Source organism: Pandoraea terrae, assembly GCF_902459695.1.
GTDB lineage: Bacteria > Pseudomonadota > Gammaproteobacteria > Burkholderiales > Burkholderiaceae > Pandoraea > Pandoraea terrae.
This window is the reverse complement of record NZ_CABPRZ010000036.1, coordinates 12,798-37,243: the sequence shown is the minus strand read 5'-3', so window position 1 is coordinate 37,243 and position 24,446 is coordinate 12,798. Positions and strand designations below refer to the sequence as shown.

The following is a 24,446-nucleotide window of genomic DNA, read 5'->3' as shown; positions in this document are numbered from 1 at the left end:
GCCGCGCAAAGTTGCCGGCGGCCGGACGCGTCCTTCCCGAACAATGTCTGTAAGCGAGAAATCCATGAATCGCATGTCCCATTTCGTGACACGCTGCGCGGATCTGCTGTTTGCCTACCGCCGGCTGCTGCTGGCGGTGTGCATCGCGGTCACGCTCGCGTTGGGCCTGTCGGCCACACGTCTGCGTCTCGACCCCGGGTTCAACAAAATGATCCCGATGCAGCATCCGTATATGCAGATCCTCAACAAGTACGCGAGCACTTTCTCCGGTGCGAACACCGTGCTGGTGAGTTTGCGCTGGAAAGGCGAGGGCGACATCTACAACCCGCAGTTCATGGACGCGCTGCGCCGCGCCACGGACGACGTCTTCTTCCTGCCGGGTGTGAATCGTTCACGCGTGTATTCGCTGTTCACGCCGAACGTCCGTTACACGGAAATTACGGAAGACGGCTTCAAGGGCGACGTCGTCATGCCGGGCAAATTCAGTGGCCGGCCGGACGAACTTGCGACGGTGCGCAGCAACGTTGCGCGCTCGGGCCAGATCGGGCGGTTGGTGGGCAACGATCTGAAGTCGGCGCTAATCCGCGCGGAATTGCGCGAAACCGACGGCAATGGCAAGACCACCGATTACGCGCTCGTCGCGAAGAAACTTGAGGAATTGCGCGCGCGCTATGCAAACAGCGGCGTCGAGGTCAACATCATCGGCTTTGCGAAGCTGGTCGGCGACGTGGAGGAGGGCATTTCCGGCGTGATGGTCTTCTTCGCCGTGGCCTTCGTCATTACCGCATTGCTGTTGCTCGGCTACACCCGTTCGCTCAAGACGACGGTACTGGCGCTGGTGGTCGCGTTGTTGCCGGTTGTCTGGTTGCTGGGGGTATTACCGTTGCTGGGCTACGGCATCGATCCGATGTCGATACTTGTGCCGTTCCTGATCTTCTCTATTGGCGTTTCGCACGCGGTGCAGATGACCAATGCGTGGAAGCAGGAGTTGGCGACGGACGCTTCGCCGCTGGGCGCGGCGCGCGGCGCATTCAGCAAGCTGTTCATTCCGGGCACGGTCGCGTTGCTGACGAACGCGCTGGGCTTTCTCGTCATCATGCGCATCGAGATCGACATTGTGCGCGAACTTGGCATCACGGCGTGTCTGGGCGTGCTGTTGATGATCGTGACGAACAAGATTTTCCTGCCGATCCTGTTGTCCTACACTCGGCTTGAGCCGCGTGCGTTGGCTGCAGCGAAGCGTCAGGCGGAAGCGGGCCGAACGGGCGGCAGCCGTTGGCAGTGGTTTGCGCGTTTCGCGCGTCCGAAGCCTGCGCTGGCGGTATTTGCCGTGGCGCTCGTGCTGCTTGGCTTCGGTGCACGGGAGGCTCGGCATCTGTTGATCGGCGACATCGGCAATGGTGCGCCGGAGCTGCGTGCGGAGTCGCGTTACAACCGCGACAATTCTGCGATTACGCATCAGTACAACATTGGTGTCGACGTGTTGACGGTGGTGGTCGAGCCGACCGGCTTCGATGACGCCTGTCTGCATTATCCGGTGATGAGTGCGGTCGAGCGCTTCGAGATGACGATGCGTGGTGTGGCTGGCGTGCATTCGGTGGTGAGTGTGCCGTCGCTGGCGAAAGTTGCGATCGGTGCGAGCAACGAGGGCAATCCGCGTTGGGAAGCGTTGCCGCGCAACAGCGCGGGTTTGAGCCAGGGCGCGAAGGCATTTGATCCGGACAACGCGATGAATACGCCGAATTGCCAGGCGATTCAGGTGCTCATTTATACGACGAATCACGAGGGCACGACCATCGCGCACATCGTCGACGAGATCAAGCATTTCGTGGCGACGGACAAGACGCCGAACGTTGCGTTCCGGCTGGGTGGCGGCAACATTGGCGTGATGGCGGCGACGAACGAGGCTGTGGAAGAAGCGGAAGTGGTGATGCTGCTGTCGATCTTCGGCGCGATTACGCTGTTGTGCCTGGTCACCTTCCGGTCGTGGCGCGCGGTCCTGTGCATCATCATGCCGCTGACGGTTGTCTCGATCCTGTGCAATGCGTTGATGGCGCATCTGGGCATCGGCCTGAAGGTCGCGACATTGCCGGTGATCACGCTGGGCGTGGGCGTTGGCGTCGATTACGGCATTTATCTGTACGAGCGCATCCAGCACCAGATCCGTGAGGAAGGGCAGGACCTGCCGCATGCATTTGCGGAGTCGATGCGCCAGCGGGGCACTGCGGCATTGTTCACGGCGCTGACGATGTTCATCGGTGTGGGCACGTGGGCGTTGTCGGCGTTGAAGTTCCAGGCGGACATGGGGGTTCTGCTCGCGTTCATGTTCCTGGTGAACCTGTTCGGCGCGGTATTCCTGCTGCCTGCACTGGCTGCGTGGCTTGGCGTTGCGGAGGAAGAGCGGGCGCGGGCGCGAGGCCACGCATCGAAGGTGGAGAAGGCGACGATGACGGTATCGGCATCGTCCTGATCCGCCGCCCGCGTTGTCGGGCAATATTGCTCAACACCCGCCGGGATGGCTCCGGCGGGTGTTTTTTTATGGGGCTTGCGTCGGGTGGAACTGCGCGCCTTGCCTCTTGATGCTCGCGTCAGCCGCAACTGCCCGTCTTGCCTATTGGTGCTCACGCCGGCCGCAGCATTGACCCGCTTTCCGCTCCCGACAGAACACACGTACGCGGAAAGCGGGTCAACGCTCCGGCGAACCGCTCAAGTCGCGTCGACACACTGCCTCAAGCCGCCTAATGCTTGCCCCAGTCTGACGCTATCGCCGTCTTCACGAGCCGCTCCACGCGGCATGCCGATTCCCGGACTCGCTCACGAGGGACCGGCGTCGACTCCGATAATCGTCATGCCGTGACACCCCGGCGGTCCACACAGCCCCCGCGGCCTCGGGGCCGTAAACCGAACGAAGCTTCCAGCGCGCCACTGCGTATCGTGCGACGCGGGTCATCGGCGACGACATACAGGCGCCATGCCGTGCCGGGAGGCGGCTAGTTGGAAAATCGGCATGTTATCCCAATGATTTTCTCGGACGATTCCGAAAGTCGCGCAAAATGATAGAACTGACGACTTATCGCCTTGTACATGCCGTGTGCAGCACGTAAGCTTTTCCTGTCGCGACCCAATCGCGATACGGGAGTGAGATCCCGGCAGCAATTGCCATGGGCACACGGCCGCGCTTCGGCGCGGCCCGTCGTGCACCGACTGCGCACGTCATTTCTCTATGGGCGGGCTCAGGCTGGGCGATCTTCGGATCGGCCGTTTTTCTCCATGGGAATTGCACGGTATCTCACCCCGGCCTGGTGCCCGCCCACCCGTTCGTCATCGAAACGCCAACCTTTACGTCACTCCCACGACAGCGCTGAGCGGGCGCAAACCCACTTTGTTGTGTTGGAGGTGTTATGTCTGAAGTTGAACGTCAACTTTCCCCGGAAGACGAAGCGATTGCCCAGTGTGTCGTCGGGAGCAGGATGAACGTGCGGTTGAACTGCGCAATGTGACTGGCAAGATAGTCGCGCTGTCGATGGTGGGTGGCCAAGGCGGGATCGATTCGCTGGACGAGGAATTCGTGCATGCGTTCTTTGAGCAACTCGAAGAGCTCGCGAACACTGCACATGAACTTTCGGCGCAAATCTTCGAGCAGCGAAACCACCTCATGGATCGTGCGCAGCCTCTTGCCGCGTAACGCCCGCCCGCCCGCAGCGGCAGCTTAGCCCGGATGGCATATCATCCGGGCGATTATCGATGCGTTACGGCCCTGACCTTCGCGATAAAGCCGGAATACACAGGTTTCAACGAACCTGCGCGCGTCGCGCGGTGCCGGTACGTCGAAACCCGCGTTCGGTGTGCGGCCCCGAGGCCGCGGGGGCTGAGTGGACCGCCGGGGTGTCACGGCATGACGATTATCGGAGTCGACGCCGGTCCCTCGTGAGCGAGTCCGGGAATCGGCATGCCGCGTGGAGCGGCTGGTGAAGACGGCTGTCGCGTCAGACTGGGGCAAGCATTGGGCGGCTTGAGGTAGGGTGTCGACGGAACGGTAGCGGTTCGCCGGAGCGTTGACCCGCTTTCCGCGTACGTGTGTTCTGTCGGGAGCGGAAAGCGGGTCAATGCTGCGGCCGGCGCGAGCATCAATAGGCAAGAAGGGCCATTGCGGGTGGCGCGGGCATCAATAGGCACGACAGGCAGTTACACCAAGCAAAAGCACCAGTAACCATAAAGCAAAAAGCCCCGCCGAAGCGGGGCATACCTCTACATCAAGTTACTGCGGAAACCGCCGATCACGTCCCCGCGCTACGTGCCGCATCCGGCGAGAAGTAGCTTTCGTTGAATTCCGAGTTGGGGGTCAGCGCCGGCATCGGGCCTTCGTTCGTCAGTCGGTCGGCGAGGTAGGCGCCCGAGATCAGGTCGTGGAAGAACACCGTGGTCGTGTAGAAGAACTTGGCGTCGTAAGCGTAGACCGTCGACGCGAAGTTCGTGCGCCACAGTTGGCCGCGCGCATCGTAGTTGTCTGCCGACAACGCAATCCAGCTGTCTTCGTCAAGGTACAACACCCGCTTCGCGTACTGGTGACGGAACCCTTGCTTGAGCGTGGCCTCGAGCACCCACACGCGATGCAACTCATATCGCATCACATCCGGATTTTCGTGACCCTTCGTCAACATGTCCTTGTACTTCGTGGACGTGTTCATCACCTTGTAATTGTTGTACGGGACCAGCATCTCCTTCTTGCCGACGATCTTCCAGCTGTAACGCTCGCCCGAGCCGTTATACAAGCGGTCGTCGTCCACGGTACGGAAGCCGCCCGGGCCGCTCGGCTGGTCGAAGCCGTATTCCGGTGCTTGACGCACACGGCGCGTACCAGGGTTGTACATCCACGTGCGGTTCGAATTGCTTGCGTCTTCGTTCCACACCGAGTAACCGATGATCACCGTCCCACGATCACGCAACGGCAAATCCGTCACCGTGCGGAAGAAGCTGCGGTTGTAGATTTCGTCCTTCGGCGCGAACTGGAATGTCGAGCGCGGCCCGTAGATCGAGTACTTCACCCGGCCCCAGGCAATCTGGCCGTCAGGATAGACGACCGCCTGGTCATAGGTGGCTTTCTCGAACGCCAGCCCCGCCGACACGCGCAGGTTCCACATCAACTCCAAACCGTTCTTCGGAACCGGGTACGGCACGATCGCCGGTGAATTCTTGATGCCGTTCGCATTCGGCAGCATCTCGACCTCAGGCGCGTACGTCGTGATGCTCTTGTAGTAGGCATCCGGGAAACGGAAGTCGCGATGCGACTGGTACACCGGCATCTTGAACGTCTCAGGATACTTCTTGAACAGCGCCTTCTCGCCTTCAGTCAGATGGTCCGCATACTGCGCCATGTTCTGCGCCGTGATCACATACAGCGGCTTCTCGCTCGCGTACGGATCCGCATAACGGTCGCCCGCCTTGTACTGCACGCCCGGAGGCGCACCCAGCCACTTGCCGCTCCACGCAGGAATCTGGCCGTCCTTGCTGGCGGCGCGCTCAGCACCCACCGGCGTGAGCGGGCCTTCAAGCTGCTTGAGGTCATCCTGCGTCGTCTTTGCGTACGACGCCACCGCCACCAGCAGGCTGGCAGCCAAAAGACCGGTTTGCACGGTCAGGTTTCGATATCGTTTCATCTCTGTTCAACTCCTTTGGATGGCATGTCGCCCGGTCTCAGGACCGACGGCATCAGAACGAATATTTCGCGTTGAAGGCAACGTAGTCACGATCGGCAAGCGGCCGGTTGGCAAGGCTTACGCTGCCAAGGAACTTCGCGTACGTGAGGCCTAGTTCGAGGTTGTTCAGACGCTTGAACGTCGCACCGATCGACACGCGCCGGTCGCCCGCACCCGACAACGAGCCAAAGCTGCCTGCCACGGCCGAATGGCCCGAGAACGCGTCCGCGTAGGTCAACGGGATCGTCAAGTCCCAGCCGTCGAACACGTTGTTGTACGTCAGCGACCAGCTCACCTGGTAGGCCGCCGAATTGGTCGTGTTGACCAGTTGCGTCGATCCCATGAACGGCGTCACGCTGGCAACGTGCTGGTAGCCGATTTCACCCACCAGCGACTGCGAATCCGCCAGGAAGGTCGGGCCGATCGAGTAGATCGCCGAGACCTGGGCCTGCCAAACGTTGGCGCGCGTCGCTTGCGGCGTACCGCCCACGTTGACGAGCACCGGCGCACCGTCGCGGTAGCTGACTTCGCCCGCCACGTTCGCGCCGAACAACGAGGTCGACGCGCTCGCACCATAGAGCTTGATGTTGCCGAAGTACTTCTGCTGGTACTGGATGGTCGGGAAGAACGACGTCACCACGTTCGGGTTCTTGTCGTGGTAATTCAAGAAGTACAGGCCCACTTCGGTGTCGCCGAATACGCGTACACGCGAGCCCAAGCCGAACTGACCCTGATTGCTCGGGGTGATGTCCGGCCCGCGGGGAATCTTGAAGCCGCCCGGCCCGATAATGTATTGCGCGCCCGGCCCGACGACGTCGGTCGTGCTGAAGTAGCTGCCAGGTGCGCTCAGCTGATTCGGCTGGTACGTGAACTGGTAATAGCCCATCAGGCTGACGGTCGGGTTCAATTGCCATTGCATCGACAATTGCGGCACCGGCAAGAGGATGTCCTTCACTTCCGCGCCAGGCACGAACGACTTCGTCGCATCGGCCACACCCATCGCACCGGCGATGTTCGGGAAGTACAGCGATTCGCCCCAGGCCACCACCTGATTACCGAGCTTCACGTTGAGCTTGGTCTCGCCGACCGAGAACGTGTTGTACACGTAGGCGTCGAGCAACTGCGCGCGACGGCCATGGTAGAACTGCGCCGGATCGGTAAACTGGTTGAAATCGCCGGAATGGTTGACGGTGAACGGCGAATCGTTGCCGTTCGCGCGCCGGTAGACCTGATCGTAGAAGGCGCTGCCGCGCAGAAACACACCCATGTTCCCGCGGTAAAGATTCATTTCACCGAGCAGGCTGAACCGGTTATTGATCAGGCTGCCCTTCTGGAAGTTGCGGTCCCCGTCGTCGCCGTTGATGTTGGCGGGCTGCAGAATCGTCGGGCTGGGCGAACGTGTGCGCATGGCGGCACCGTATGTCCCGGTCAACGACCAGTCGAGGGAGGTTTCATTGCCCAGATCGATGGTGTTGCCGGCAAGGGCGCCGCCGGCAGCAAACATCAGGACAGCGGCAACCGCTATGCGGGAGTAAGGCTGATTGAGCAACGGTGCGTGGGTGCTGCGGCGAGCCTGCATGGTGTCTCCTGTAGTGATGACGAAGCCATTCTTTCTTGTGGTTTGAACCGCAGACTAGTGATGCCGCCGCTAAAAAAAAACGTCGGAATAGACTAGACGGATATGTTTAGAAAATCGGCGGGTACGGCGGGAGAAGGGCGGCCGGGCCATGCCCGGAAAGCCTATGCGGGAAAACGAGTAGATGTCCGCGCAGATGCCGTGCAGGCGCCGGGTAGATGCCCGACGGCCCGGCGAACCGCCCTAGTCTGAAATGACGATGATCGCCGCAGCGGTCGCGGAGGATGATGCAAGACATTGGCCGCCGCTTGCTTGGCGCGGCGGCCACCTTTTATTACCGGATTTCAGGGGATGACGATGGTCGACAGCGCGACGATGAAGGCCGCATTGCGGGAATATGTCGAGGCGTTCAATGCAGGCGACGCCGCACGGGTGTGCGCACTCTACGCCGATCATGCCACGGTCGAAGACCCGGTCGGCGCGCCGCGCGTTGAAGGGCGGGCCGCGATCGAGGCTTTCTACGCAGGCGCCATCAAAACCGGCGCACGGCTGGCGCTGGTCGCGCCGCCGCGCGGCTCGCATGGCCGCAGCGCATCCATCACGTTCCAGGTGCAGGTGACGATGAACGGGCACGCCGTCAAGATCGATGTGACCGACGTGATGACGTTCGACGACTCCGGAAAGATCGAACGCATGCAGGCGTTCTGGGCGCCGGACGACGTTCATCCGGCCTGATCCCGGCATCGTCATGGCACTCTATGAATTCTCCGGCCGCCGGCCGCGTATCCATCCCGAAGCGTTCGTTCACGAAATGGCGGTGCTGATCGGCGACGTCGAGATCGGCGCGGGTTGCTATATCGGCCCCTGCGCTAGCCTGCGCGGCGATTTCGGGCGTATCGAGGTCGGTGAAGGGTGCAACGTGCAGGACGGTTGCGTGTTGCACGTCGCCCCGAAAGAGGTCTGCCGCCTCCTGCCGAACAGTCATATCGGCCACGCAGCGGTCGTGCACGGCGCCCAGATCGGCCGCGACGTGATGATCGGCATGAACGCCGTGATCATGGACGGCGCCGAGATTGGCGAGGCCTCGATCGTGGCAGCCAGCGCGTTCGTGTCCACGGCGCAGCGCATTCCCCCCGGCGTGCTTGTCATGGGCGTGCCGGGGCGGGTCGTACGCGCGCTCACACCTGAGGAAATCGCTGCAAAGCGTCATGGCACAACGCTGTATCAGGCGCTCGCCCGTGAGAGTCTGGCGACGATGAAGCGCATCGACGTCTGATTCGTCCGCAGCACACCCATCCACAGAATCGTCAGGAGGCTTGCATGCCGCAGTTTTCCTTGCCGTCGACTTCGTCGTCGTCCGCTTCATCCGAATTCCCGCTATCCATGGTGCAGTCTCCCGTTGCCCGATCGACGTTTACGCCGGTCAAGCTCGGCCCGCTCACGCTGCGCAACCGCTATATCAAGGCGGGCGCGAACGAAGGCATGACACCGCATGGCCTGCCCACGCAAGCGCTCGTGAAACACCATCGCGACCTGGCTGCGGGCGGCGTCGGCATGACGACCGTTGCCTACGCTGCCGTGGCGAGCGACGGCATGACGTTCCCGCATCAGATCCATCTGACGCCAGCCGCCATCCCCTATCTGCGCGTGCTGACGGACGCCGTGCATCGGGAAGGCGCGGCCGCATGCCTGCAGATCACGCACGCCGGGTCGTTCACGATGATGCGTCACGGGGGCAGCCGCCGGCCGGCCAGCGCGTCGGGCGGTTTGAACGCGTTCGGCATGATGTACGGCGTGTATTTCCAGCGGGCGATGCGAGAGGCGGAGATGTCGACCGTCGCCGCGCAATTCGCCGAGGCAGCGCGCCTGGCGCGCTCGGCGGGTTTTGACGCGGTCGAGATCCACATGGGCCACGGTTATCTGCTCAACCAGTTCCTGTCGCCGTTGTCCAACAAACGGCGCGATGCCTACGGCGGCGGTCCTGAACAGCGTGCGCGTTTCCCGGCTGCCGTGCTGCGTGCGGTCAAGGACGCCGTTGGACACGATATGGCGGTCGGCTGCAAGCTCAGCATTATCGATGGCGTTCCGGGAGGCAACGACGCCGAGGCGTCCGCGGCGATTGCCCGTGTCCTGGAGGCCGAAGGTGCGGACATCCTGACGCTTTCGGGCGGGCGCAATGTCGAGAGTCCGTGGGCGCTCTTCGGCAGCCCGATGCCGACTGCCCAGATGAAGGCGGCGGCGCCGCATGCGCTGGCCCGCTTCGGCATCACCATGCTCGAGAAGCGCACGCCGCGCGATCTCAAGTTTCGCGACCTGTATTTCCTGGAACCGGCGCGCGTCATTCGCCAGGCGGTGCGCATGCCGCTGGCGTATATCGGCGGCTTGAAGTCGCTCGCCGATGCCGAACGGCTGATCGGCGAAGGTTTCGATTGCGTCGCGCTCGCACGCGCGCTGATTCACGACCCGGCGCTCGTCACGCATTGGCGCGACGGCGTGACGGACCGCTCCGCGTGCGACAGTTGCAATGCGTGCGTGGCGAAGATCTACGATCCGGCGGGGGTGAGCTGTGTCTATGGTCCGGGCAACGATCCCTCGCTGACGCAGCAACTGGCTGCGGAATAATCCACGGAGACAATGGATGACTGATCACGACATCGCGGCGCGCGTGCGCCGTCTTGAAGACATCGAAGCGATTCGCCGGCTCAAGGCGCGTTACCTGGCGTGTTGCGACGCCAAGGATCCGGCGGGGATGCGCGAGTGTTTCGTGCCGGGCGAGGTTCATATCGATTACGGAAATGTGGGTGTTTTCGACAATCGCGAGGCGTTGGTGGACGTCTTCACCCGGCTCGGATGCGTCGATCACATCATCGAAATGCATCATGGCGTGAATCCGCAGATCGCCTTGACGGGCGACGACGAAGCGCAAGGTACCTGGGGGCTGCATTTTCAGCGCATCGACACGCAGGCGATGACGCTGTTGCAACTCGGCGCGGTCTACGAGGACCGCTACCGCCGCGTCGGCGACGAATGGCGGATGTCGGCCACGCGGTGCGTCCCGACTTCCACGCTGGTCCTGAAGCTCGACCCGGCGCAGCTCTCGCTGGTGCTGGCCGCGCGTCAGGCGGGCTAAGCCCGAAAAGCGGCGGGCCAATGTGCTCCCTGGCTAGTCTGGCAGGACGATGAGGCCGTGAATGCGTTGTGGGAAGCTCGGGATCATGACGGGGCACCGATGCAGCGACAGCCAGTCGGTGCGCCCGCCGATACTCACTGCATAACGCTTCGATGGAGTTCCTCATGACCGCACCAAGCGCCCCCCGACACGATGCCCCGGCCGCACCGACGGCCGACCCCAAGACCGATCCGAAAGCCTTCCGCTCGGCGCTCGGCGCCTTTGCCACTGGCGTGACAGTCATCACCACGCGGGCGCCGGACGGCAGTTTCGTCGGACTGACGGCGAACAGTTTCAACTCTGTTTCGCTCGATCCGCCGATGGTGCTGTGGAGCCTGGCCAAGAAGGCGCATAGCCGCACAGCCTTCGAGGCCGCCGATCATTGGGCGGTGCACGTGCTGGCCGCCGATCAGGAGGCGCTGTCGAACCGCTTCGCGAAGAGCGGCGAAGACAAATTCGCGGGCTTGGAGCTTGATGCCACGGCCCAGGGCGTGCCGCTTCTGCGTGGGTGCGTGGCGCGGTTCCATTGCAAGACGTCGTTCCAGTACGAGGGCGGCGACCACATCATTTTCGTGGGCGAGGTCACGGCGTTCGAGCGCGAGGAACGTGCGCCGCTGGCGTTTCACGCAGGCAAATACGCGCTGGCGATGCAAAAGGATCCGACCTTGCCCGCGCCGCGCAGCGCCCGGCTTGCAGGCAGTTTCAGCGAGGATTTTCTCGGCTATCAACTGGGCCGCGCACATTTTCAGTTCTACCAGAGGATTCGCGAGAAGACCCAGGCGGCCGGCCTGACGGACGAGCAATGGTATGTGCTGTCGACGCTCACCGTGCGCGATGGCGTGAGCGCGGCGGACGTCGATGCCGCGATCTCGCACAGTCTGGAGCGTCCGAGCGCGCCGGTGCTGGAAAGTCTGCGCGCGGGCGGATGGCTGCACAGCGAGGCGGACGATGCGGCAGGGCAGGGCGCGCGCTTCTTCCTGACACCCAGTGGCCGCGATCGCGCGCTGCATCTGGTGGCTGCGTCGAAATCGCTTGAAGCGGATGCCCTGGCACGTTTCGGATATGCCGATGGCGCGGTACTCAAATCGCTGCTGCAAAAGTTCATCGCATCGACGGACCCGGGCCTGCCGGATTTGTGGGCGCGCGAGTAAGCCGGCACCCGGACGCGTGATGGCTTTGCGCGAGGCGTGCGCCTCGCAGTATGATGGGTCCTCTTGGCACCACGAGGGACTCAACCATCCCATGCGCGAGATCCTTTTACTGAATCCCAATACCTCGGAAGACACGACCGCCATGATGCTGGCGATCGCCAGGGCGTCTGCGCCCGCCGGATATGCGGTGCGCGGGGCGACGGCAGCTCGCGGCGTGCCGATGATCGTGGACGCCGCTGCGCTCAACGCGGCAGGCGGCGAAGTCCTGGCAAGCTGGCGGCGGCACGGCGGGGACGCCGCCGGCGTGGTCATCAGCGCGTTCGGCGATCCCGGTATCGAGGCGCTTCAGGATCTCATCGACGTGCCCGTTGTGGGGATCTGCGAATCGTCGATGCGGGAGGCGGCGCATGGCGGCCGCCGCTTTGGCGTCGCCACGGTCACACCCGAGCTTGTGGGGCCGATCGATGCACGGGCGCATGCGCTGGGGCTGGGCGCGCGCTATACCGGCGTCCGCCTGACCCCGGGAGACCCCGAGGCGCTGACGGCCGACCCGGCGCGCCTCGAGGCGGCATTGGCGCAAGCAGTCTCGGAATGCATTACGCTTGACGGTGCGCAGGCTGTCATCATCGGCGGGGGTCCGCTCGGTCAGGCGGCGATCGCGTTGGCCGGCCAGTTCGACGTGCCCATCATCGCGCCGATTCCTGCCGCCATGCGCCGGCTGGCATCGCTGCTCGCCGAGACGGTCAGGTAGCGGCGACGTCGCGCCAGCGGGCCGGGGCAGGGGGCAGGGGTTCGGCGGCGTGTCCCGAAAATCGCATTTCGACGTGCATGTAATTCATAAGCCGACCGGTCGGTCGACAGCATGCTAATCTTTTTGTCTCAAGAAAAGAATATGGAGACAAGATGTACACGAGCCCCCACGCACCGATTACCCTGCCACGCTTCGCCCGGCGCCTGAGTGTGCCGGTGCTGGCGCTTACGCTCATCGCGGCCTCGCTTGGCGCGGCATCCCCGGCGATGGCACGAACCGCGGCGCCCGCCACGCCGGCCGCCGCCGCAGCCCCGGCGACGCAGGGCGTCACGATCAAGCGCGACGAATACGGCGTACCGCATATCTACGCAAACACCGTTTACGGCCTGTTCTATGGCTACGGTTATGCGATCGCGCAGGACCGCTTGTTCCAGATGGAGATGGCCAAGCGCAGCACCCAAGGCACGGTGGCCGAGGTGCTCGGTGGCAAGTTCGTCGATTTCGACAAGTCGATCCGGGCGAATTACTGGCCGGCGTCCATCGAGCGGCAGCTCAGCGCGTTGCCGCAGCGCGAACGCGACATTCTCGAAGGCTACGCCGCGGGCATGAACGCATGGATCGCACAGGTGCGCGCGCAACCCGGATCGAAACTGCCAAAACAATTCACCGACTTCGGCTTCCAGCCGTCGAACTGGGATGCCTTCGATGTCGCGATGGTCTTCGTCGGCACGATGGCGAACCGCTTCTCCGACGCCACGAGCGAGTTGGACAACCTTGCGCTTGTCACTGCGCTCAAGGACAAGTACGGCGCGGACAAGGGCATGGCGCTGTTCAACGAACTCAAATGGCTCGTCAATCCCGACGCACCGACGACGGTGCCCGCGAGCGAAGGCAGCTACGCCGTCAAGGTCGGGCCGCAACCGGGCGTGACGTCGTCGTCGTCCGCACAAATTCTGCCGCGTTACGATGGCCCGGCGCCGATGCTCGCGCGTCTGGCGCGCGGCAGCGACGGCGCCTTGCTGCACGAAGCGCCTGCGGATAATGCCGCGACGATGCTTGCCCAGTTCGCGCAGTTCGGCCAACCCGGGCCGGCCGGTTTCCCGACCACGAGCAATATGTGGATCGTTGGCAAATCGAAGGCGCTCGATGCGAAGGCCATCATGCTCAACGGTCCGCAGTTCGGCTGGTTCGCGCCCGCCTATACATACGGTATCGGGCTGCATGGCGCGGGCTTTGATCTCGTCGGCAACACGCCGTTCGGTTATCCGTGCATCCTGTTCGGCCACAACGGCAAGATTTCATGGGGCTCGACGGCCGGCTTCGGCGATGACATCGACATGTTTGCGGAGAAAGTCGATCCGGCCAATCCGAACCGCTACTTCCACAATGGCCAATGGCGCGACATGGAAAAGCGTGTCGAGATCATCAAGGTCAAGGACGGCGCGCCGGTCATGCTGGATGTCTATCGCACGGTGCACGGCAACGTGATGCAGCGCGACGACGCGCGCCACGTGGCCTACGCCAAGGGCCGCGCGTGGGACGGCCTCGAAGTGCAGTCCCTGCTCGCGTGGACCCACCAGGCGCAGGCGCACGACTGGAAGTCATGGACGGCGGACGCATCGCGCCATGCGTTGACCATCAACTGGTATTACGCGGATCGCGACGGCAATATCGGCTACGTTCACACCGGCAAGTATCCGGATCGCCGCCCGGGCCACGATCCGCGCCTGCCGGTGCCGGGCACGGGAGAGTGGGACTGGCGCGGGCTGCTGCCCTTTTCGACCAACCCGAAGGTTTACAACCCGAAGCAGGGCTGGATCGCGAACTGGAACAATTCGCCGCAGAAGGGCTATCCGGCAAGCGATCTGTTCGCGTTCCTGTGGGGCGGCGCGGACCGTGTGGCCGAGATCGACGAACGTCTCAAGGCACGCGACAAGCTTGGCGTTGACGAGATGTGGCAGATCCTGAAAGAGACCAGCGCGGTGGACGTCAACCGCCGGCACTTCCTGCCGTTCATCGAACACGCGACGGCCAGCCTGCCCACAACGGACGTGCGCCGCGTGCTGGCGCTGCAGCTCGCAGCGTGGGATGGCCTGAACCGCGACGACACGCACACCGGCCACTACGATACCGCCGGGCCGGCCATCATGGATGCTTGGTTGAGCGCGATGCTCAAGCGTACGCTGGGCGAAGTCGTGCCCGCGCCGTATGACAAATGGTTCCTCGCAAGTGGCTATGCCACGCCGCAGGACGGCCCGACGGGTTCCGCGAACATCGGCAACGGCAGCAAGGTACTGTACGAGGCGTTGCGTGGCGACAAGGCCGGCGTGCCGCAGACGTTCGACATTTTCGCAGGCAAGCCGCACGATGAGGTGATTCTGGCGGCGCTTGGCGATGCGGCGGCGGCGCTCAAGACGAAGCTCGGCGACGATCCGTCGGCATGGCGGGCGCCGACGGTGCCGCTGACGTTCCGTGCGAACAACTTTTTCGGCGTGCCGCAGGCGAACGCCGCCGAGGCGGTGCGCACGCCGGTGTATATGAACCGCGGCACGGAGAACGATCTGATTATCTTCGGGGCGCCAGGCGCGTCGGGCAAGGTCACGGCTTACGACGTGGTTGCGCCGGGGCAGAGCGGCTTTATCGCGCCGGACGGCACACCCTCGCCGCACTACGCCGATCAGGTCGCGCTCTACACGTCGTTCGGCCGCAAGCCGCTGCGGCATGACGCGGGCGACGTGAATCGCGCAACGAAGTCCACCGAGATGCTGCGTATCGAGACGAAGTAGACGCATTGCACGGCGGCGACGCGTTTCGCGCGTGGCCGCCGCACGATTCGCACGTCAACTGCGCCGGGCTTTCGCATCAACGTTTTAATGATCCAGCCTGCGGACATCCGAAATCTCCGACGCCGCGCGGGCTGCGCCGCGCATGGCCCCCTCGATATAGCCAACGCCGGTGCAATCGCCGACTTCGTAGATCCGAAAACCCTCGGCCCGCAGCTGATTCGCGAGGGCAAGGTCACCGGTAGCGCCCTTTGCGACGATAACGTGATCGGCGTCAATCGCCTGGGCCTTGCCTTGATGATCGGTAAAATGCACCTTGTCAGTTTCTATTCGAATGTCTGATGATTCGGGTTGCATTTTAATGCCGTGCTCCTTCAACTCTGCGAGCAATCGCATGCGCCGGACGATCGTCAGCCCGGCGCCAAACCGCGGGTCCTCGTCAACGATCGTCACAACCCGCTCGCGTTCGGACAGGAACTCGGCCAGCTCGAGGCCGACCAATTCGCCGCCGATGATCACGACGTGCTTGCCGAGCGGCATCCAACGCCGCGTGGCCTGGCGAACGAAATCGAGATTGGCCGTCAGGCCCGTCGCGGCGCCGAGCTTCGACGCCGTGCGCGTCACCCAGCCAACCTTGTGCGCCAGTTGCTGCGAGTTTTCACCGAGCATCAGGCTGCGCAGGTCGTCGCCGCTCATCACATGTGGCAGGTCATGGCCTGGAATGGGGGGCAGGCTGCGCTTTGCGCCTGTGGCAACCACCACAGCGTCAGGGGCCAGCGTATGCAGCAGTTCCGGCGTCGCCTTCGTGTGCAGACGCACGTCGATGCGTGCGGATTCGACCTGACGCCGCAGCCAGTCAAGCAGTCGCTCATTGGCTGGGTAGGCCAGTGCGGCGAAGCGCAGGGTGCCGCCGAGTTGCTTCCCCTGTTCCAGCAGCGTCACCTGATGTCCGTCAGCCGCCAGACGTCGCGCCGACTCCATGCCGCCCGGACCGCCGCCGACCACCACGACCCGCTTGCCGCCGCTCGGCAATGTCGGGCGAAGGTATTCGAAGCCGGTTTCCGGGTTGACGGCGCAGCGCAGCGGTTTGCCGAGGTAGATTGCGCTGATGCATGTATAGCAGTAGATGCACGGCAGGACATCGTCGGGCCGACCTTCGATGAGCTTGCGCGGAAGCTGAGGGTCGGCAAGCAGCTTGCGTCCCATCGCGACGAAATCGATCTCCCCTTCGGCAATCCTGGCATCGGCCAGTTCGGGTTCGATCCGGCCCGAGGCGATGACCGGAATGCCAACCGCCGCCTTGATCCGCGCCGCAAAGGGAATGTTGAGCCCGGGCTCGTGAGGGGTATGGGACCCCGAATGCAGCTTCGGTTGTCCCGCGTCATGATAAGCAGTCACCGTGATCGCATCGGCGCCTGCGGCCTCGACGAACTGTGCAGTGCGTACTGCATCGTCGATAGTGATGCCGCCAGGCTTGCCTTCCTCGCGCGAATCGATTTTGCACCATACGGGGTAGTCGGGGCCGACTTCGGCGCGCACTGCCTCGATCACCTCGATCAGCAGGCGGACACGATTTTCCAACGGGCCGCCGTACTCGTCGGTGCGCTTGTTGCTTTTGGGCGATATGAACGACGACAGGAGGTAACCGTGCCCACCATGGATTTCGACGCCGTCGAAGCCGGCTCGCTTCGCCCGGCCCGCGGCAGCGGCAAATTGCGAGATCAATGTGTCGATGTCGGCCCGCGTCATGACATGGACGGTCACATTGGCGATGCGGCTGAATGGCGCCTCGGCCAACTCTTCGAGCAGGAAAGCTTCCGTGAAGTCGCCAGTGGGCATGTCGGGCAGTGACGGCCCCCATATGGGGCGTCCTGCCAGCATGTCTTCCATGCCGACCAACCCGCCGTGATGCAATTGCGCAGCAATCTTCGCCCCGTGTGCGTGAACGGCGTCCGTCAGCGCCGTCAGGCCGGGAAGAAAGCGGTCATCCGAAATCGCGATCTGGTTGATCTGATTGGCACCGGCCGGCCACGCCACGCCAGCGACCCCGGTGATGATCAAGGCTACACCCCCTTGCGCCTGCGCTTCGTGATAGCGCACGATGCGCTCGCCGCAGTGGCCGTCCGGCTCCGCAAGGCTCGCGCCCATCGCGGTGACGGCAATTCGATTGCGCAACGTCATCGTGCCGATTCGGCCCGGGGCGAGCAGGTGGGAATAGGACGTGCGGTTCATCGGCTCGCTCCCGTGCGCGCATCTTGATTGGCATCGGGGGCGATGACCTCGAGCTCGTCCCAGACGGGCGCAAACATCATTCTCAACAGCGCCTCGTCTGCATAGATTCGCTCACCCGTCAGGCCGTGCTCACCGAATTTGAGAATGCCGATGACGCGGAATTGCTTCTGCTGGCCGTCGGGATAGCGATACGTGATGGCGTATTCCTGCACCAGCCCCGTTTCGCCGAGCCACTCGCCATGACTGGCGGTACGCGATCCATCAAAGCGGGGCGCGACATGGTCGAAGAAATGACGATAGTAGCGGCGCGTGGCATCCAGTCCGGTCATACGCAGGCCCACGGGATAGAGCTCGAAAACCGGTTCGGTCTCGAAGGTCGCCAGCGTGGTCGCCAAGTCGCCAGTAACCTCGGCTTCTACGTGGCGGCGTGCCGCCTCGATCGATTCTGGGGTGAACATGGTGCGTGTCTCCGTTAGTTTGAAATTTATCGGGACGTACCGCGGAAGACGCCCCCAAGTTTTGTGTCTCATCATGACACATTTTTTATTTTTGTGTCATAGTGACGTCCTGGTTCGACCATCGGGCCGGCGATGACATTTGTCTGCGTCGTGGAAGACACTGTCGCAGTACAGATTATCGGCCCCTGATTTTTGCCGGCGGGGCAGGTCGCCACGCGGCCGACACATTCAATGAAGGGAGCATCATGACCAAGGCATTGTTCGGGCCGATCGATCAGATCGGCTATCTCGTGGACGATCTGGAGGAAAGCATCGGGCGCTGGCTCAAGCATATGGGCGTGGGGCCTTGGACAGTTTTCCGGAACGTCAGCCTTGAGGGACGATATCGCGGGCAGCCAGGCACTGTAACAATGGATGTGGCGCTTGCTTATCAGGGCGATATCCAGATCGAGTTGATCAAGGTGACCAACGACGCGCCTTCGCCGTATCGCGATGCGACGGGGAAACCGATTCTGGGCGCCCATCATGTCGCATGGGTCGTCGATGATCTCGATGCCGCCGTCGCGCGCGTCACCGCCAATGGAATGACGGTCGCTTTCGAAGCGTCGAACCCCGCGACGCGGGTTGCCTATCTGGAGTCGGTAGGCGAGCCGGGCGTCCTGTTTGAATTCATCCAGGGTGCGGGGATGCGCGACATGATCCGGGAGGGAATCGCCGCGACCAGAGTCTGGGACGGCGCAAATCCGGTTCAAACCATCAATATTGCTGCGTGAGGATCGAATGACAGATCGACTGAAAGGCAAATCGGCGTTGGTGCTTGGGGTGGCGCCCGGCAATATCGGCGAAGCGATCGCCCGACGTTACGTCGAGCATGGTGCGCGCGTGCTCGTGTCGGGGCGCCGCGCTGATGCGGTGTCGACGGTGGCCGCGGCCCTCGGCGCCGAATGGCTCGCTTGCGACATTACATCGCAATCCGAAATTAATCAATTGGTTGCGGAAAGCGAGAAGCGTCTTGGTGGGCTCGACATCGGTGTGAATGCCACGGGCTGGGGGCTGCTGAAGCCGTTTCTGGAGCACAGCCGCGAGGATCTGGACATGATGAACGCGCTCCAGTTCACCGGGCCGTTCCAATACTTTCAGGCACTGCTGCGGGCCATGACGTCGGGCGGTTCGATCATTCAGGTTTCTTCGGTCACCGCCACGATCATGTTCGATCACCATGCTGCCTATATGGGAACCAAGGCGGGCATCGATCATGTCATTCGCTGCATCGCCCACGAGTTCGGTCATCATCGAATCCGCGCCAATTCGATCGCGCCGGGTGGCGTGGCCGATGCGCCGATGTCGGGCGGCGGGCTGGCGAAGCCTGCTGTCGCCGAGCTCTATCGCCGCGAGATACCGCTCGGGCGCAGTGGCGTTTCGGCCGACGTTGCAGACGCCGCGCTCTGGCTGGCGAGCGATGAATCGAGCTTTGTGACGGGGCAGGTTATCCATGTGAGCGGCGGCCAGACGCTGCGGCGCAATCCGTCTATCTCCGAAGTCTATGGCGCGTTCGCAGCCGACGCGGCCACTGTACAGAAGTCGGCGTATATCGGATGATCTGTTTCCGGGATCGATCGGAAAACCCATTTTCTGAGAGGGCGTTTAATTTCAATGAGTGCACATATTCGGCAAGGCTTGCTGCGCGGCTTGGTGAGCGTGGTCATCCTGCTCGAAGGGGGAGCGGCTTGGGCGCACGCCGCTCCGGTACATCAAACGCCAACGGCCGGCGCCGAACTGACCGCGCCACCCACCGAGATTCGTATTGAATTCGACGACGCGCTGGAGCCGGCTTTCAGTTCGCTGAGTGTTACCGACAGCGCTGGGCACCGGGTCAACGTCTCGAAGTCCCAGGTGAGCCCGGCAAATCAGAAAGTCATGTTGCTGGGAGTGCCCGTGTTACCTCCCGGCGCCTACCGCGTTCGATGGGTCGCCGTCGCACATGACGGGCATCGCACGCAGGGCGGCTACGCGTTCCGGGTGAAGTAGGATAGGCGGGGTGCCGCGTCCCTCGTCCCGAACCAACAGGATGGAAGTCATGAACGACGAGCAAGATGTAGCGCCGGACAGCACAGCAGCGCGAGTCGCCTTGTGGCGCGCTCTGCATGTCGAGGCCGACCCTCCGCCGCGTGTGCTTGAAGACGAAATCGGCCTTAAGCTGCTTGCCCCGGACACGGACTGGCGCCGCCGCGGGGATATGGACCCGCAATTCACGCGTCCCTTCCGCGCCTCAATCGTGGCGCGTGCCCGCTTCATCGAGGATCTGGTCGTGGAACAGGCCAGCCGCGGGCTCGATCAGTATGTCATCCTCGGCGCCGGCCTTGACAGCTTTGCGCAGCGGAGGCCGGAGATCGCGTCCCACCTCAGGGTGTTCGAGGTCGATCAGCCAGGTCCTCAGGCATGGAAGCGTCGGCGCCTGATTCTTCACCCCGCCGGAGATCCTGGCGCTGGCCCACGAAGCCGGCTTTAGAGAAGTACGGCACGTCACGGCGGCCGATCTTGCCCGGCGCTACTTCGCGGGCAGGACAGATGATCTGCGCCCGCCAAACAATGCAGAGGAACTGCTGGTAGCAAATACATAGCTGCCCGCACACTTCGATTGCCGGCCGCGCAGGCCTGCGCCCCGGAAGTCACAAGCGCGGCGCGACATCGGCGCGCCGGGGTAACATCCCGTCATGGACTCCCTGATCGCCGCCTCCGCGCGCGCCCTGGCCGCTGGCGACGCGCTCGGCGCCCTCAAGCGGGTCGCCCTGCGCGACGACCCGCCGGCGCTGGCCCTGCGCGGCATTGCCATGGCCCAGCTGGGCGAGCATTCACGCGCCCGAGAACTGCTGAAGCGAGCGGCGCGCGGCTTTGGTGCTCATGAGGAACTGGCGCGCGCCCGTTGCGTTGTCGCCGAAGCTGAGGTGGCGCTGGCCATGCGCGATCTCGGCGGCTCGCCGCGTTCGCTGGCATCGGCGGCGGCCACGCTCGAGGCGCGCGCCGATAACGCCAACGCCTTGCAGGCGCGGCTGATCGTGGCGCGCCGGCTCCTGCTGCTCGGCCGCCTTGACGAGGCCGCGGCCGCGCTGGCGCGCGTCGACACGCGTGGCCTGCCGCCGTCGCTGACGGCAGTGGCCGAACTGACGGCGGCTGAGCTGGCGTTGCGCTCGCTGCAGATCGGCCCGGCGCAGGCGGCGCTGGCCCGTGCACATGAAGCGGCCGAGCGCGCCCGCGTGCCGGCGCTGCGGGCCGAAGTGAAGGAGGCACGGGCGGAATTCGAGCGTCCCGCCGCGCGGCGCCGTTCTGCCTGCGGTGAGCAGGCGTTGCGCCTCGACGAGGTCGCCGGCCTGCTGGCTTCCGAGACGCTGGTGATCGATGCCTGCCGCCGCGGGCTGGGTGCAGGTGACGCGTGGCGGCCGTTGGCGCGACGGCCGGTGCTGTTCACGCTGGCGCGTGCGCTGGCCGAGGCATGGCCTGGCGACGTCGATCGCGAAACCCTGATCGCCGCCGCCTTCCACACCCGCCGCCCCGACGAGACGCACCGGGCACGACTACGGGTCGAGATCGGCCGCCTGCGGGCGCTCGTCAAGGGCCTGGCGAGCATCGAGGCGACCGCGCGCGGCTTCGTGATCCGGCCGCAGGAGGGACACTCCGTCGCAGTGCTGGAACCGCCCATCGACGGCGATCGGGCCTCGCTGGTGGCGCTGCTGTCCGACGGCGCACCGTGGTCGACCTCGGCGCTGGCGTTGGCCCTGGGGGCGAGCCAGCGCACGGTGCAGCGCGCGCTCGGCGAGTTGGAGGCCGAAGGGCGGGTGCGCTCGTTCGGGCAATCGCGGGCGCGTCGCTGGCTGTCGCCGCCGCTCGCGGGATTCACGACGATCTTGTTACTCCCCGCTGCGCTGCCGATTGAATAGAGTTGACTTACGCGCCGATCAAGGCGCAACACAAGGAGTCAGCGATGCCCAGCAACACACACCTGAGCAATTCCCAAACCACTGTGCGCGCGGCCGAGATCGTTCGCGAATACGGCCCCTTTGCAGGCGCCGAGCACGTCCATGGTGTCACCCATGACGGCCAGCGCGTGTGGGCCGCGACCGGCGGCGCGTTGGTCGCCTTCGATCCCGCAAGCGGCGAACTCACGCGCACGCTCGAGGTCGCCTGCGATGCCGGCACCGCCTTCGACGGCACGTACCTCTACCAGATCGCCGATGCCCGCATTGACAAGATCGATCCCGCGACCGGCGAGGTGGTGGCCTCCATCCCGACGCCCGGCCACGGGTCCGACTCGGGCCTGACCTGGGCCGAGGGCAGCCTGTGGGTGGGGCAATACCGCGACCGCAAGATCCACCAGATCGATCCGGCAACCGGCAGGGTCATTCGCAGCATCGAATCCAACCGCTTCGTCACTGGCGTGACCTGGGTCGACGGCGAGTTGTGGCACGGCACCTGGGAAGGGGACGAAAGCGAACTCCGCCGGATCAACCCGGAGAGCGGCGCCGTGCTCGAGCGGTTGGAGATGCCGCGCGGCACCGGCGTCAGCGGACTCGAGTCCGACGGGGCAGACCTCTTTTATTGCGGCGGCGGGGCTAGCGGAAAGGTCCGCGCCGTGCGGCGTCCGAAAGGATGATCGAGCCAAGGAGCACACCATGAACACCACCATTGCTGAAGGGAGCATCGTGAACCATCGCGTCGTGTCCGGCGACCAATGGGTGACCGAGCGCCGCGCGTTTCTGGCGCGCGAAAAGGAGCTGACGCGTCTGCATGACCAGGTCGCGGCCGAGCGCCGCGCGCTGCCGTGGGTGCGGGTCGACAAGGTCTACGTCTTCGACGCCCCCGGGGGCCGGCGCACGCTCTCCGACCTTTTCGAAGGCCGTCGCCAGCTGCTGGTGCAGCACTTCATGTTCGGCCCGGAGTGGGAGGAAGGCTGCCCAAGTTGCTCATTCATGGCGGACCACATCGATGGCATGAACGTGCATCTGGCGCAACGCGACATCACGCTGGTGGTCATCTCGCGCGCGCCGCTGGCTGTCATCGAGCGCTTTCGCCGGCGCATGGGCTGGCAGTTCCCGTGGGTGTCCTCGCACGGCAGCGAGTTTAACTACGACTTCGCCGTGAGCTTCACGCCGGAAGAACAGGCCAGCGGCAAGGTGTACTACAACTACGGCATGACGTCCTTCCCGGCCGGGGAAGCGCCCGGCATCAGCGTGTTCTACAAGGACGATGCAGGCGAGCTGTTCCACACCTACTCGACCTATGGGCGCGGCGTGGAGGTGATGATGGGTGCGTACAAGATGATGGACCTCACGCCCAAGGGCCGCGACGAGGGCGACGTACCTCACAAGATGGCGTGGGTACGCCACCACGACCGCTACGCGCCCGCACCGATCTGATTGCCGCCGGGGTTTGCCGCGGCTTCGCCTTTGTACACGATGGTCACAGTCTCGAACCCGCGGCACGGACTTCTGCCGTCCGTGCGTATGATGATTGACTATCTTGTGGAGCGCTTTGCGGAAATACGCGAGACGAGACTGGAATCAGGTCCGTTCGTACGAGAATTGAATGCCTGCGGTACCGCCTGTCTCGACGAACAGGTTCATGAAAGCCGGTACCGTATCTTTGCGCGCCCAGTCCCGCTGCAGTTCGCAAAGCAGTTGGGTCCAACTGATCATCTTTCCGCCAGCCTGTTCGATGCGCCGCAACGCGGCTTCGTGTGCCGCAACCGAAGTTCCGCCGACGGCGTCGACGACCGCGTAGACTTCGTAGCCCTCCCGCAAAGCATCCAACGCGGGGAACGATAAGCAAGCTTCAGTCCACAGCGCGGTCATGATCAATTTCTTGCGTCCCGTTGCTTCGACGGCAGCCTTGAATTCAACGTCCTCCCACGAATTGATCGAAGTGCGATCGTAGGTCGGCAAGTGACCGAGTACTTTTTGCAGTTGCGGAATTGGCGGCTTGTTAAGCCCTGTTTTCACGTTGACGGTCGAGTGCACGATCGGGAGCCCATAGGCCAGGGCGATTTTTGCCGTTCCTACGATATTGTTGACGAGGAGTTGCCGATCCATCGATGCAATGGAATTCACTTGGACTGGCTGGTAATCGATGATGATGAATGCAGAGTTCTGGGGCGTTAGAAGGTGGTCGTCCAACGGCGCACGGATAGCCTCACTGGTCATGGCAGCCTCCATCGAGAAATTTCGCCGAGCGGTGCATGGATGCATCTGGCGTCAAGCGCAACGTTGCCTCCGAGCCGAGGTGGACCGAAGGCTTGCGGATACAGAACCCACGGGGAGCAGACTCAGGTGGGTGGAATGCAGGAAGAATTCTAGGTAGTGGATCTTGCCGGTACAAGGAAATCCTTGTCGCCACCGCATGAAGGTTTACCCGCGTGGTGCCGCCCCCGAAGCCGAGCTGAACATCACGCTCAAGTTTGACGACACCCTGACCGATCACTTGGTCGAGGCCGGCTATCGACTGGAATTCGGCGCGCGAGAACTGAAGCGCCAACTGTACTCTTTGCGCGACGTCCGAACTGCACGCTTCGCGGTAATGCCGACTGCTTATATTGGAAACGTATGTCAGCCTTGGGCCGCGAAGCGGCATCACCCTTAA

General features: G+C 63.5%; 21 protein-coding genes and 1 pseudogene. 17 read left to right on the top strand and 5 right to left on the bottom strand.

Annotated elements, in window-relative coordinates; all coding sequences use genetic code 11:
* Window positions 1-64: 64 nt before the first annotated feature.
* Together PTE30175_RS26000 and PTE30175_RS25995 are read left to right on the top strand one after the other, a co-directional pair.
* A complete protein-coding gene (locus tag PTE30175_RS26000) occupies window positions 65-2,470 on the top strand; it encodes an efflux RND transporter permease subunit (protein ID WP_224788983.1) in 2,406 nt (801 codons plus the stop codon).
* Between the two features lie 1,026 nt (window positions 2,471-3,496).
* Entirely contained in the window at window positions 3,497-3,685 is a 189-nt protein-coding gene (locus PTE30175_RS25995; protein ID WP_150699961.1) for a hypothetical protein, read from the top strand.
* A 592-nt stretch (window positions 3,686-4,277) separates the two neighbouring features.
* Here the strand turns inward: PTE30175_RS25995 and PTE30175_RS25990 are convergent.
* Window positions 4,278-5,657, bottom strand: coding sequence for a DUF1329 domain-containing protein (locus tag PTE30175_RS25990; RefSeq protein ID WP_150699960.1), 1,380 nt, complete (start codon window positions 5,655-5,657; stop codon window positions 4,278-4,280).
* Window positions 5,658-5,709: 52 nt separating this feature from the next.
* Window positions 5,710-7,275, bottom strand: a complete 1,566-nt coding sequence (locus PTE30175_RS25985; RefSeq protein WP_150699959.1) for a DUF1302 domain-containing protein — start codon at window positions 7,273-7,275, stop codon at window positions 5,710-5,712.
* A gap of 348 nt (window positions 7,276-7,623) precedes the next feature.
* Here PTE30175_RS25985 and PTE30175_RS25980 point away from each other — a divergent pair, with 348 nt between their 5' ends.
* The 7 genes from PTE30175_RS25980 to PTE30175_RS25950 all read left to right on the top strand — a co-directional run bounded on the left by PTE30175_RS25980 (window position 7,624) and on the right by PTE30175_RS25950 (window position 15,129).
* Window positions 7,624-8,007: a nuclear transport factor 2 family protein gene (locus tag PTE30175_RS25980; protein WP_224788982.1), complete on the top strand. Its 384-nt coding sequence runs from the start codon at window positions 7,624-7,626 to the stop codon at window positions 8,005-8,007.
* Window positions 8,008-8,020: 13 nt separating this feature from the next.
* On the top strand, window positions 8,021-8,548 hold the full coding sequence (locus tag PTE30175_RS25975) for a gamma carbonic anhydrase family protein (RefSeq protein WP_150699958.1): 528 nt from the start codon (window positions 8,021-8,023) through the stop codon (window positions 8,546-8,548).
* A gap of 107 nt (window positions 8,549-8,655) precedes the next feature.
* Window positions 8,656-9,894 (top strand): NADH:flavin oxidoreductase, encoded by a 1,239-nt coding sequence (locus PTE30175_RS25970; RefSeq protein WP_150699974.1) that lies wholly within the window; start codon window positions 8,656-8,658, stop codon window positions 9,892-9,894.
* A 16-nt stretch (window positions 9,895-9,910) separates the two neighbouring features.
* The gene (locus PTE30175_RS25965; protein ID WP_150699957.1) at window positions 9,911-10,402 is read left to right on the top strand and encodes a nuclear transport factor 2 family protein; all 492 of its coding nucleotides are present in this window, start codon (window positions 9,911-9,913) and stop codon (window positions 10,400-10,402) included.
* 164 nt (window positions 10,403-10,566) lie between these two features.
* Window positions 10,567-11,592: a flavin reductase gene (locus PTE30175_RS25960; protein ID WP_150699956.1), complete on the top strand. Its 1,026-nt coding sequence runs from the start codon at window positions 10,567-10,569 to the stop codon at window positions 11,590-11,592.
* A 91-nt stretch (window positions 11,593-11,683) separates the two neighbouring features.
* Entirely contained in the window at window positions 11,684-12,343 is a 660-nt protein-coding gene (locus PTE30175_RS25955) for an aspartate/glutamate racemase family protein (protein WP_150699955.1), read from the top strand.
* Between the two features lie 152 nt (window positions 12,344-12,495).
* Entirely contained in the window at window positions 12,496-15,129 is a 2,634-nt protein-coding gene (locus PTE30175_RS25950) for a penicillin acylase family protein (RefSeq protein ID WP_224788981.1), read from the top strand.
* A gap of 84 nt (window positions 15,130-15,213) precedes the next feature.
* Here the strand turns inward: PTE30175_RS25950 and PTE30175_RS25945 are convergent, their stop codons facing one another.
* Both PTE30175_RS25945 and PTE30175_RS25940 read right to left on the bottom strand, forming a co-directional pair.
* Window positions 15,214-17,358 carry an oxidoreductase gene (locus PTE30175_RS25945; RefSeq protein ID WP_150699954.1) on the bottom strand — a complete coding sequence of 715 codons (2,145 nt, stop codon included), beginning with the start codon at window positions 17,356-17,358 and terminating at the stop codon, window positions 15,214-15,216.
* Window positions 17,355-17,816 carry a nuclear transport factor 2 family protein gene (locus PTE30175_RS25940; protein ID WP_191629227.1) on the bottom strand — a complete coding sequence of 154 codons (462 nt, stop codon included), beginning with the start codon at window positions 17,814-17,816 and terminating at the stop codon, window positions 17,355-17,357. The genes PTE30175_RS25945 and PTE30175_RS25940 overlap by 4 nt, the downstream gene beginning before the upstream one ends.
* Before the next feature lie 257 nt (window positions 17,817-18,073).
* On the opposite strand from PTE30175_RS25940, the gene PTE30175_RS25935 reads away from it, so the two are divergent.
* The 7 genes and pseudogenes from PTE30175_RS25935 (at window position 18,074) to PTE30175_RS25905 (ending at window position 23,227) form a co-directional block, all read left to right on the top strand.
* The gene (locus PTE30175_RS25935; protein ID WP_224788980.1) at window positions 18,074-18,589 is read left to right on the top strand and encodes a VOC family protein; all 516 of its coding nucleotides are present in this window, start codon (window positions 18,074-18,076) and stop codon (window positions 18,587-18,589) included.
* 7 nt (window positions 18,590-18,596) lie between these two features.
* Window positions 18,597-19,415, top strand: coding sequence for an SDR family NAD(P)-dependent oxidoreductase (locus PTE30175_RS25930; RefSeq protein WP_150699951.1), 819 nt, complete (start codon window positions 18,597-18,599; stop codon window positions 19,413-19,415).
* A 54-nt stretch (window positions 19,416-19,469) separates the two neighbouring features.
* Window positions 19,470-19,844, top strand: coding sequence for a copper resistance CopC family protein (locus PTE30175_RS25925; protein WP_150699950.1), 375 nt, complete (start codon window positions 19,470-19,472; stop codon window positions 19,842-19,844).
* A 49-nt stretch (window positions 19,845-19,893) separates the two neighbouring features.
* Window positions 19,894-20,437: pseudogene (locus PTE30175_RS25920) on the top strand (class I SAM-dependent methyltransferase).
* A 93-nt stretch (window positions 20,438-20,530) separates the two neighbouring features.
* Window positions 20,531-21,751 (top strand): helix-turn-helix domain-containing protein, encoded by a 1,221-nt coding sequence (locus PTE30175_RS25915; RefSeq protein ID WP_150699949.1) that lies wholly within the window; start codon window positions 20,531-20,533, stop codon window positions 21,749-21,751.
* Between the two features lie 44 nt (window positions 21,752-21,795).
* Window positions 21,796-22,464, top strand: coding sequence for a Vgb family protein (locus PTE30175_RS25910; RefSeq protein WP_150699948.1), 669 nt, complete (start codon window positions 21,796-21,798; stop codon window positions 22,462-22,464).
* Window positions 22,465-22,483: 19 nt separating this feature from the next.
* Window positions 22,484-23,227, top strand: a complete 744-nt coding sequence (locus PTE30175_RS25905) for a DUF899 domain-containing protein (protein ID WP_150699947.1) — start codon at window positions 22,484-22,486, stop codon at window positions 23,225-23,227.
* A 144-nt stretch (window positions 23,228-23,371) separates the two neighbouring features.
* Here the strand turns inward: PTE30175_RS25905 and PTE30175_RS25900 are convergent, their stop codons facing one another.
* Window positions 23,372-24,010: a hydrolase gene (locus PTE30175_RS25900; RefSeq protein WP_150699972.1), complete on the bottom strand. Its 639-nt coding sequence runs from the start codon at window positions 24,008-24,010 to the stop codon at window positions 23,372-23,374.
* Between the two features lie 196 nt (window positions 24,011-24,206).
* Here PTE30175_RS25900 and PTE30175_RS29020 point away from each other — a divergent pair, with 196 nt between their 5' ends.
* Window positions 24,207-24,446 carry a hypothetical protein gene (locus PTE30175_RS29020; RefSeq protein ID WP_150699946.1) on the top strand — a complete coding sequence of 80 codons (240 nt, stop codon included), beginning with the start codon at window positions 24,207-24,209 and terminating at the stop codon, window positions 24,444-24,446.